Origin of the sequence: Bartonella sp. AP58NXGY, assembly GCF_042195785.1 — a bacterium.
In the GTDB taxonomy this organism is placed as follows: domain Bacteria; phylum Pseudomonadota; class Alphaproteobacteria; order Rhizobiales; family Rhizobiaceae; genus Bartonella.
On record NZ_JBHIOY010000012.1, the window covers coordinates 38,116 to 48,364 of the forward strand.

Annotated in this window: 7 protein-coding genes, 3 tRNA genes and 1 pseudogene; 9 read left to right on the plus strand and 2 right to left on the minus strand. The window is 36.9% G+C overall.

Annotation, left to right across the window (positions count from 1 at the left end; genetic code table 11):
• Positions 1 to 240: 240 nt before the first annotated feature.
• Positions 241 to 1,650 (minus strand): methylenetetrahydrofolate--tRNA-(uracil(54)-C(5))-methyltransferase (FADH(2)-oxidizing) TrmFO, encoded by a 1,410-nt coding sequence (trmFO, locus tag ACFINC_RS07850; protein ID WP_375616838.1) that lies wholly within the window; start codon positions 1,648 to 1,650, stop codon positions 241 to 243.
• 133 nt (positions 1,651 to 1,783) lie between these two features.
• On the opposite strand from trmFO, the gene ACFINC_RS07855 reads away from it, so the two are divergent.
• From ACFINC_RS07855 to ACFINC_RS07880, 6 genes are all read left to right on the plus strand, one after another.
• Positions 1,784 to 1,866: transfer RNA gene (locus ACFINC_RS07855), tRNA-Leu, on the plus strand.
• Positions 1,867 to 2,000: 134 nt separating this feature from the next.
• Complete coding sequence (tig, locus tag ACFINC_RS07860) at positions 2,001 to 3,428, plus strand: trigger factor (protein ID WP_375616839.1); 1,428 nt, start codon at positions 2,001 to 2,003, stop codon at positions 3,426 to 3,428.
• A gap of 127 nt (positions 3,429 to 3,555) precedes the next feature.
• Positions 3,556 to 5,055, plus strand: a complete 1,500-nt coding sequence (gene gatB, locus ACFINC_RS07865; protein ID WP_375616840.1) for an Asp-tRNA(Asn)/Glu-tRNA(Gln) amidotransferase subunit GatB — start codon at positions 3,556 to 3,558, stop codon at positions 5,053 to 5,055.
• A 182-nt stretch (positions 5,056 to 5,237) separates the two neighbouring features.
• Positions 5,238 to 5,636 (plus strand): NADH:ubiquinone oxidoreductase subunit NDUFA12, encoded by a 399-nt coding sequence (locus tag ACFINC_RS07870; RefSeq protein WP_375616841.1) that lies wholly within the window; start codon positions 5,238 to 5,240, stop codon positions 5,634 to 5,636.
• Between the two features lie 88 nt (positions 5,637 to 5,724).
• Positions 5,725 to 6,150, plus strand: coding sequence for a DUF2155 domain-containing protein (locus ACFINC_RS07875; RefSeq protein WP_375616846.1), 426 nt, complete (start codon positions 5,725 to 5,727; stop codon positions 6,148 to 6,150).
• A 1,888-nt stretch (positions 6,151 to 8,038) separates the two neighbouring features.
• Positions 8,039 to 8,770, plus strand: a complete 732-nt coding sequence (locus tag ACFINC_RS07880; protein WP_375616842.1) for a rhomboid family intramembrane serine protease — start codon at positions 8,039 to 8,041, stop codon at positions 8,768 to 8,770.
• On the opposite strand, the gene ACFINC_RS07885 is transcribed toward ACFINC_RS07880, so the two are convergent.
• Positions 8,767 to 9,597, minus strand: a complete 831-nt coding sequence (locus tag ACFINC_RS07885) for a TrmH family RNA methyltransferase (RefSeq protein ID WP_375616843.1) — start codon at positions 9,595 to 9,597, stop codon at positions 8,767 to 8,769. The two genes, ACFINC_RS07880 and ACFINC_RS07885, sit on opposite strands and share 4 nt — an antisense overlap.
• Before the next feature lie 205 nt (positions 9,598 to 9,802).
• Between ACFINC_RS07885 and ACFINC_RS07890 the strand changes: the two genes are divergently transcribed.
• The 3 genes and pseudogenes from ACFINC_RS07890 to ACFINC_RS07900 form a co-directional block, all read left to right on the plus strand.
• Positions 9,803 to 9,886 (plus strand) — tRNA-Tyr (locus ACFINC_RS07890).
• A 31-nt stretch (positions 9,887 to 9,917) separates the two neighbouring features.
• A tRNA-Gly gene (locus ACFINC_RS07895) sits at positions 9,918 to 9,991 on the plus strand.
• Between the two features lie 181 nt (positions 9,992 to 10,172).
• Positions 10,173 to 10,249, plus strand: a pseudogene (locus ACFINC_RS07900) (elongation factor Tu); the annotation flags it as partial.

Below are 10,249 nucleotides of genomic sequence, written 5' to 3' on the forward strand. Positions count from 1 at the left end.
ATTTTCTATCTATTTATTCTTTATTACTATAATATATTTTATATAATTATTTTATTTTTAGTCATTGAATCATAGTAAATCGTTTATAGCGAGAAAGTTTTTTATAGCATCTACGTTATAGAATAAATAATGAAACATAGAGAAGTATTCATGGATTGGAGAAGACAGTAAAAGGCTTTAGAATGACTTTTTCATGAGAGTCATAGAGATTTATTAGAGAGGCGAATCGTGTGTTTTTGATCAACAGAAGCTCTTTGATTCTTTATTTGCTAACCACTGAATACAATCATTGAGGGCTCTCGCTGTTATAACTTGCTTTTTTGCTAATTTTTTTTCTTTACTTGGTAAGCGTTTTTCTGAATGTTTAATAGAAGTAATAGGGGGAAAGAGTCCGAAATTGATATTCATTGGCTGAAAGGATTGTCTTTCTGTTTCTTCTATTACAATATGCCCCCCCGTAATATGATGCAAAAGGGCACCGAATGCAGTGGTTTGTGGGGGGAGGCAAGGACAGTTATGATGATATTCTGCAGCGGCAAAATGTCCAGCAAGAAGCCCTATTGCAGCTGATTCTACATAACCTTCACATCCGGTAATTTGTCCTGCAAAGCGTAGTCGTTTTGTTTGTTTTAAACGAAGGGTTTGATCAAGAATGATTGGAGAGTTGAGGTAGGTATTGCGGTGAAGACCACCAAGACGCGCAAACTCTGCTTTTTCAAGACCGGGAATCGTTCTAAAAATGCGAATTTGTTCACCATATTTCAGTTTTGTTTGAAAGCCGACCATATTGTAAAGGGTTCCAAGTTTATTATCTTGGCGTAATTGAACAACAGCATAAGGTTTAACTGTAGGGTTATGGGCATTGGTTAAGCCCATAGGTTTCATAGGTCCATGTCTTAAAGTTTCAAGTCCGCGTTCAGCCATAATTTCAATGGGTAGGCACCCATCAAAATAGGGTGTTTTTTCAAAGTCACGAAACTCTGTTTTGTCGGCATTTTTTAACGCTTGAACGAATGTTTCATATTGTTCTTTATTTAAGGGACAATTAAGGTAATCTTTTCCTGTTCCTTCAGGACCAATTTTATCATAGCGAGATTGATACCAACAAATATTCATATCAATACTATCGGTATGGATAATAGGTGCAATAGCATCAAAAAAAGAGAGCGATTCTGTTCCGGTTATTGCTTGTAATTCTTGAGCAAGTGCAGATGAGGTAAGGGGACCTGTTGCAATGATAACATGTTTCCAAGCTTTAGGAATTTTTTGAACTTCTTCACGTTTGATTGTTATAAGAGGGTGGTTTTCTAGTGCTGTTGTAACGGTTTTTGAAAATCCATCACGGTCAACGGCAAGAGCACTCCCTGCAGGGACTTTATTGGTATCAGCAGCTTTCATAATTAATGATTTCGCTAATCGCATTTCAGCATGGAGAAGTCCTACGGCATTTGTTGATGAATCATCGCAACGAAATGAATTTGAACAAACCAGTTCTGCCAAATGACCGGTTTTATGGGCATCTGATTTTTTTTCGGGTCGCATTTCATGCAAAACAACAGAAATTCCAGACTGAGCGATTTGCCAGCTTGCTTCACACCCTGCAAGGCCGCCACCGATGATATGAATTGGGATATCAAATGTCTTTAACATAATCGACTTTTAGCGTAAGCAGCCGTGTATGAAAAGCGTAGATTTTGTTTTTTTTAATATATTTGTTTGCTTTTTTTCTGTAATTAATGGTATAGAGACGCCGCTTGTATAAGGTTATTAGCTTGTCAGTTTGGCGGATGTGGCGAAATTGGTAGACGCACCAGATTTAGGTTCTGGCGGGAGACCGTGGGGGTTCGAGTCCCTCCATCCGCACCAAAGCAATCCCTTAAGTGCTACGGATTTCTACGTGTCTGGAATTCCGCTTCATGGTAATGTAACACTCGAAGTGTTAGAATGTAATGATTATTAGAGTGGGCATATCCCTCTCCTTAGAAAAATGAAGGTGTTTAATGCAGGTTACCGAGACGCTTAATGAAGGACTGAAGCGCGAAATTAAGATCGTGGTTCCAGCGAAAGATTTAGAAAAAAAGTTGAATGAACGGTTGGATGATACCAAGGGTAAGATCAAGCTTAATGGTTTTCGTCCGGGTAAAGTGCCTAGTGGGCATTTGCGAAAAATGTATGGTAAATCTTTAATGGCGGAGATTCTCAATGAGATACTCAGTGAGGCGCCTCGTTCTATTTTAGCGGACCGTAATGAACGTGCAGCGATGCAGCCAAAAATTGACATAGATGAAGATGAAAGAATTCTAGATGGCGCTGCCGATTTTACTTTTAGTTTAAAGTATGAAGTTTTACCAAAAATTGAAATTAAAGATTTTAAACATATTGAAGTTATCCGTGAAATTGCAACTATCCCTGAACAGGAGATTGATGATCAAGTCAAACGCGTCCTTTCTTCTACACGTAATTATTCCCTAAAAGAGGGGGCTTCTGAAGAAGGTGACCGTATTACCATAGATTATCAAGGTAAGCTTGAAGGCGTTCCATTTGAAGGTGGGGCCGATAGTGATTCACAACTGATTCTTGGGTCAAAACAATTTATTCCTGGCTTTGAAGAGCAATTAGTTGGTGTGAAGGCTGGGGATGCAAAAACGATTTCTGTTAAATTTCCTGATAATTATAGTGCGGCATATTTGGCGGGAAGAGAAGCAGAGTTTGATATTACTGTTAAAGCTATTTTTAAACCAGATGAATTAAAAATTGATGATGAAGCAGCGCAAAAAGTTGGTTTAGAATCTCTAGATCGTTTACGTGAGGTCATTCGTGAACAGATTGAAAGCCAATATGGTTCAATGACACGTCAAAAAATTAAGCGTCAAATTCTTGATGCTTTAGATGCTGATTATAATTTTGAGATTCCTGAAGAGCTTTTAGAAATTGAGTTTAGCAATATATGGGCTCAGGTTAATGATGATTTGAAAAAGGCTGGACGCAGTTTTGAAGATGAAGGTGTGACAGAAGAGAAGGCTCGGGAGGAATATCGTGTTCTTGCACAACGTCGTGTTCGTCTTGGTTTAGTGCTTTCTGAAATTGGAGTAAAGGTTGGTGTTAAAGTTAGTGAGGATGAGCTAAAGGCAGCTGTTTTTGATCAGGTTCGCCAGTATCCTGGACAAGAGAAAGAAATTATGGATTTTTTCCGTAAGACGCCAGAAGCTGTTGAAAATCTGCGTGCTCCAATTTTTGAAGAAAAGGTCATTGATCATTTATTGGCACAGATAAAAGTCACGGATAAAGAAGTGACGGTTGAAGAGTTGATGAAAGAATATGACGAATCAGATGTTATTGAAAAAAAGCCAGCAAAGAAAAAATCTGCAGTGAAGGAAAAGTCCGCAGAGAAAACATCAGTTAAGAAAAAGGCTCCTAAAAAAGCTTAATATTTGCGCGAATAAAATAAGTTCGATAGAATCAGGCTTTTTATGAGATTTATATCGTAGGATTGCACTGAGAATGGTTTTAGATAAGCCATGAAGTATGTTTTAAAATATTGGTAATGGATTGGCAATGAGCATCATTGATACGCGTATTCCTGATTCTAAGCGTTTTATTTCTGGAGTTACAGGTGATTGGGAAGTCATAATTGGCATGGAGGTTCATGCGCAAATCATATCAAATTCGAAACTTTTTTCAGGAGCATCCACCAAATTTGGAGCAGAGCCAAACAATCATGTATCTCTTATTGATGCAGCTATGCCAGGTATGTTGCCTGTTCTTAATCAGGAGTGTGTTCGTCAAGCGATTCGAACGGGGTTAGGATTAAAGGCGCGTATTAATTTAAAATCTATTTTTGATCGCAAGAATTATTTTTATCCAGATTTACCGCAGGGATATCAGATTTCTCAGTTTCACTATCCCATTGTAGGAGAGGGGAAGATTATCATATCTGTTGGTCCAGATTCGAATGGCCAATTTGAGGATATAGAAGTGGGAATTGAGAGGTTGCATCTTGAACAGGATGCTGGAAAATCGATGCACGACCAACATCCAACGATGTCTTTTGTGGATCTTAATCGTTCTGGTGTTGCTCTTATGGAAATAGTTTCCAAGCCTGATATGCGCTCATCAGATGAAGCCAAAGCCTATATGACAAAATTGCGTACAATTGTTCGTTATTTAGGTACCTGCGATGGTAATATGGATGAAGGTTCTATGCGTGCGGATGTCAATGTATCCGTTCGTCGCCCTGGTGAAAAGTTTGGAACGCGTTGTGAGATCAAAAATGTTAATTCTATTCGCTTTATTGGCCAAGCAATTGAGTATGAAGCACGTCGTCAGATCGCAATTTTAGAAGATGGAGGCGTCATAGATCAAGAAACTCGGCTTTTTGATGCGGCTAAAGGTGAAACACGCTCTATGCGCTCAAAGGAAGAAGCGCATGACTATCGTTATTTTCCTGATCCTGATCTTTTGCCATTAGAGTTTGATCAAGCTTTTGTGGATGCTTTGGCAGCGGATTTACCAGAATTGCCCGACGCTATAAAAGCACGTTTTGTTACTGAAATGGGACTGACAATGTATGATGCCTCCATTCTTGTGACAGAAAAGGCTATTGCTGATTATTTTGAAGAAGTTGCTCGTGGTCGGGATGGAAAAATAGTTGCCAATTGGGTGATTAATGATCTTTTAGGGGCTTTAAATAAAGATAATCGTGAAATTGAAGAGTCTCCAGTCTCGCCACATCAATTGGGAAGCATTATTGATCTCATAAAAGAAGAAATTATTTCTGGAAAAATTGCCAAAGATCTTTTTGAGATTATTTGGAATGAGGGGGGAGATCCACGCCAAATTGTAGAAGAGCGCAATATGAAGCAGGTGACAGATATAAAGGCTATTGAAAGAGCTGTTGATGAGATTGTTGCCAATAATTCTGATAAAGTTGCGCAAGCAAAGCAAAAACCTGCTTTAGTTGGTTGGTTTGTTGGGCAAGTAATGAAAACAACAGGTGGTAAGGCAAATCCTCAAACTGTTAATGAGTTGGTTAAGATAAAACTTGGTATAGATTAAATTTTATGGGGTGGAGAAGAATCCATAAATATGATATGTTCTTGAAATTAAGGGAGAGAAAGTTATCCTATCAATTGGAGTTGTGGCTGAATTTACCAGTAACTTTTTCGGTAATTTCAAGGAGTAAACAATTGTATTCCAACGATTGATTTCATGAACATACTGAAGAAATGGAATAGAAAATGGCTCATTTTTTAAAACAAATCTTTACGTGGTGGAGTGGTAATACCATTGGTACGCGTTTTTTTACATGGCGAAAAGGTAAGCGGATAGGGGAAGATCAATCTGGAAATATATATTATGAGGGGGGATATCATAAGGATGGTTATCCGCGTCGTTGGGTTATTTATAAAGATTATTCTGAAGCTTCTACTATTCCACCAGGTTGGCACGGCTGGATACATCATCGCTGTGAGTGTCCACCAACACAGGAAGATTATCATCCACATGAATGGGAAAAGCCTCATGTCGCAAATATGACAGGTACGGGTGAGGCCTATCGACCAAAGGGGGCTATTCCTTACAATGATGAGCGTCCTTGTGTGCATGAAGATTATGATGCATGGTCACCTAAAAAATAAAATGTTTTAATGTGTGTGTGTATTTTTGTCTTATTTGACTCCATTTTATGACAAGAGTTATTTTTAAGGTGCGATTGATTTTGATATGATGAGGTTTTTTTTATTGTTAGGGTTGAGGCATTTTATATATATTTTTTTAATGGAAGTTTTAGTGTTTTTATCCTTAAATGGTGGGGTACGGGCTGAACGTGTTAGCAATGGAATTGCTGTTTTTGCAGGTCTTGATAAAATCACGGGGCGGACCACACGTTTTGAAGTTACTCTTGGTGAAATTTATCAATACGGTGCATTACAGGTAACACCCCGTGCTTGTTATACGAGCTCTAAAGATGAGCCAACGCGTACAACTGGTTTTGTTGAAGTCAACGAAGTAACATTAGATAAAAAAATACGACGTATTTTTACAGGATGGATGTTTGCAGATAGTCCTGGTTTGAACGCTGTTGAGCATCCTATTTATGATGTGTGGTTAAAAGATTGTAAGCAGAGTTCTCAAAATCTACCTCTTCAATAATTGGTGTTTTATGTATTTTAATACATTGATTTATAATGATTGTTTGTTGTTTTACAACTTAAAAGAGAGGCTTAGATTTCTATAATTTTTTCATTTTAAACTTTCTTATATTGAATCAATTAAGACCATTCTCTTGTACATTACAAGTGGCGAACGTACGGATAAGGCTGTTTAAGAAAGGAATGAAAGTTTTTCTTATGAACCATTTAAATACAAGGACGCACCATTGAAATCAACACATTGTTTTTTCGAGTGTTTTATCCTATTATGCTGTAAAACGCCGTTGTTTAGAGTGGTGATATAAGGCGTGAAAAGCTTTGCATATTAAGTGTTTTTAGATATCGTGATTAGTTTCAGGGCATGGTTTGTCTGTCGCGCCTATGAAGTGAGCTGCATGAGTGATTAGCAGGAGAAATCCGCCGAGAGAAGCTAGGCTGTTGACAGTCCGGTGACGGGTAGGGATCTCTGTTTTTTGAGGTGTGGGGAGGAACCTAGAAACATTAGAACTGTCGTGAAAAACATTGATCATTCTCACTTCTTTCTAATTATTGAAAAAGGATAAGATAATGATTAGGAGGTGCTAAACGCAATAGGAGCGCATCATATCCCCAATTGGCAGTTAAACTTAGAAATATCAAGATGATATAACCAATGACCATTGCTGTTTAGTGTCCATAGGGCGCTGCATCCGCTATATATCCCTAAAAAAGAATGAATAACACTAAAAGACTACTCCCTTCTATAAACTCTGTTGAAATAATAACCGGTTTACGAATAAGCAAAAGAAAAAGGAAAAAAGACGTGTTTTTTCAATATTTTATGTAATATTTTACACACGATAAAGAACACTCTATCGCATTAGTGTTATTAGAATTGATTGTTTGGAAATTGGATTTTTTTCTTTTATATTTAATTGGTTAGTAGATAGAGTGTTCATTCTCCCCCTCTTATATTTGTATCTATGGAACGCTTTAGCTACATGATACATTTTACTTTATTCACGATGATTTATATAGATAATTATTTCAATTTTATGATTTTTTAGTGCTTTATATAATATGTTTTTTTATTTTTAAAAAATAGCCCTCCGCGCCTGTTAATTACGCTACTATAGCAACCGTATTGACAACATTATCGCTTTCATAGACCCCACTGTTTATTCCAACAATCCCACTACTTAGTCTTGTGATTTTTGCATTCCCATAAATTTTTCCTCTAATTGATCCATGGCCAGAAATTTTTGCATTATAGGAGGCGATTCTTGAATTATATCTGTTAGAGGTGAAATAAAAGGTTTGTTCTTATTTGTTTTTGTTCTTATTTGTTAAAGAGATAAACCGACGTTTTTGCGTTTATGGGGGAAGAATACAGATATACTAAATGAATACGTTATGAAACACCAATTATTATATCTAGAGAACGCAAATATGTTGGTAGTTTTTTATTCTTATGGAGATGTCGTTTTTCATTCAAAGCGTCAAACTATATTGTTGGAGCGACTGAGATTAATTGAGATTTAAGCTTATTTAAAATCTCAAATGAAGCATAGTTAGTATATTTCTGGCAAAAAGAAACATTTATGTATTTGACTTTTTATTATATAGAGCGCCTCATAAGTGAGTTTGTTTATTTGTAAATTCTTGTATATTGCATTACAAATTTCACATTTAAAAAAGCAGGATAGCACTAATTTTGTAAATCATATTCTTGATATTCATGCTTTTCAAAATCTTTTGTATAAGATACATCTGTTTTCACGGTGAGCTATTGAAAATTTTAAAAGGGGAGGCAGAGAAATTCAAGTTGAAAACTTTTCCTTATTCAAGATGAATATATCTATTTTGTGTAAAGAATTACCAATTTTCTAAAGAATATGAGATTTTATATAATGAAAATTTCTGATCCTCAGTATAATTATGCTTTCCGATTGCCGAAACAACCCAAAGAACCTTTATTGAAGGTTCCATTTATTATAGTTGTTTTGATAGCATTTTGTTTTTGTCTTTATTGCATTCCTCAGTATTTTTTTTCTCATCAGATTTATGTTGAAAGTCTTGAGTTTTTCTCATTTACACCAGCATTGTTCAAGACAGATCCTTTAACATTTGGTTATACTATGGTGAGTTATTCATTTATGCATAGTAGTTTTAAACATGTTGTCCTTAATATGGTTTGGCTTTTGGTTTTTGGCTCTCCTTTAGTAAGATATTTGGGTGTTTTACGTTTTTTAATTTTTTGGGTGTTAACGGCAGTTGCTTCTGTTTTGACTTATTTTACATTTCATCAAGAAAGTATCATATCACTTGTTGGGGCGTCAGGTGCAGTATCTGGAATGATGGGTGCTATTATACGTTACGGTTTCCCCAGCAGCTATTTAGGTGTTAATGCGCAGAATGAAGAATTTTTGGGGCGTTTATTGTCCATCAAAAAAGCCCTATGTTCCAAAGGAGTATTTGTTTATATGAGTGTGTGGATGATAGTTGACTTTATCATAGGTATTTCTTCTGTTCTGTTTGAAGAAAATGGTATCTCAATAGCATGGGAAGCTCATATTGGTGGTTTTTTGGCGGGTTTTTTGTTGGTTGGCTTTTTTGATGTTTCAAAAAAAATTAAAAATTAGAATCTAAGATATTTATGTGCCACATAAAGCGCTATTGTTGCTGCATTTGAAACATTTAATGATTTAATATTCCCAGGCATATCAAGGCGTGCTAAAGCGCAAACGGTTTCACGTGTTTTTTTACGCAAGCCTTTACCTTCTGCGCCTAAAACAAGAGCAATTTTATTACCTGTTAATGTTATTTCTAAAGGTTGTCCACCTTCTGAATCGAGACCAAAGCTTGTAAAACCTGTTTGATGGAGTTCTTGAAGAGCTTCAGCAAGATTTCTCACGGTGATATAATGAATCATTTCCAGAGCTCCTGATGCAGCTTTTGCAAGAACACCGCTTTCGTGGGGAGAATGTCGACAAGTTGTAATAAGTGCTTTAGCTTTAAATGCGACTGCAGAGCGCATAATAGCGCCAACATTATGTGGATCGGTAATTTGATCCATGACAATGACAAGATCAGTATTGGTTAGTTCCGATAGTTTGCATGGTTTGAGAGGAGAAGTTTCCAACACAACACCTTGATGAACTGCTTCACTTCCAACCAGCGAATCAAGATATTTGGGTGTGCATAGTGTAACAGGGCAAGGATAATCTGATTCGGATATATTTAATCGTTTTAAGGCATTTTGTGTAACATAAAGACATTTAAAAATTCTTTTTGGGTTTTTTAAAGCAGCATGAACGGAATGAATGCCATAAAGACGGATTATCCCTTGCTGTAAAGAAGCGGCTTCCTTCTTCGGGTGTGTAAAAGATCGAAAAGAAGAGCTTTTTGTATCCCGATATTGGCGACGTAAACGAGCATAATGAGAATTTTGTGATGTTTTTTCTTTCATAACTTCTTTATAGCGTGTTAATAAGAAAAATAGATATAAAAAATCTATGATTTAAAGTTATGAGCAGGAAATTTGTACAGAATTGTATTTATTCTGTTGACAGATACAATAGTAATCGTCATAACCACTTCGCAATCAGGTTGAATTGGATGAGTATTCAAAATGGTTGTCGTGATGCCTCATCGCGCGACTTTAACGGTGTAATGGAGGGGTGCCCGAGTGGTTAAAGGGGGCGGACTGTAAATCCGTTGCGTATGCTACGTTGGTTCGAATCCAACCCCCTCCACCATTCATCGAAGGAGTGTTAGTACATGGATCATGCGGGTATAGCTCAATGGTAGAGCAGCAGCCTTCCAAGCTGAATATGCGGGTTCGATTCCCGCTACCCGCTCCAAATAGTTGTTGATGATTAGGCAAGTAGGTATAATGGAGGATGTTCCATTATAGAAGTAGGCGGGCTTTACCGTCTAAGAGTTGTGGTAATTGGGCTGATTGACAGTTCGGTTGAATTCAATTCTGCAGGTCTGTTTTTAGGTGCTAACAAAAGTAGAGAATAAAACAAGAGATTAATAGCGATGGCGAAGAGCAAATTTGAACGTACAAAACCGCATGTTAATATTGGTACGATTGGTCACGTTGATCATGGGAAGAC

Excerpts from the sequence above, each read along its gene's own strand:
- trmFO (WP_375616838.1), bottom strand. The coding sequence starts at position 1,650 with ATGTTAAAGACATTTGATATCCCAATTCATATCATCGGTGGCGGCCTT.
- ACFINC_RS07885 (WP_375616843.1), bottom strand. The coding sequence starts at position 9,597 with ATGAAAGAAAAAACATCACAAAATTCTCATTATGCTCGTTTACGTCGC.
- gatB (WP_375616840.1), top strand. The coding sequence starts at position 3,556 with ATGAGCATCATTGATACGCGTATTCCTGATTCTAAGCGTTTTATTTCT.
- tig (WP_375616839.1), top strand. The coding sequence starts at position 2,001 with ATGCAGGTTACCGAGACGCTTAATGAAGGACTGAAGCGCGAAATTAAG.
- ACFINC_RS07875 (WP_375616846.1), top strand. The coding sequence starts at position 5,725 with ATGAGGTTTTTTTTATTGTTAGGGTTGAGGCATTTTATATATATTTTT.
- ACFINC_RS07870 (WP_375616841.1), top strand. The coding sequence starts at position 5,238 with ATGGCTCATTTTTTAAAACAAATCTTTACGTGGTGGAGTGGTAATACC.
- ACFINC_RS07880 (WP_375616842.1), top strand. The coding sequence starts at position 8,039 with ATGAAAATTTCTGATCCTCAGTATAATTATGCTTTCCGATTGCCGAAA.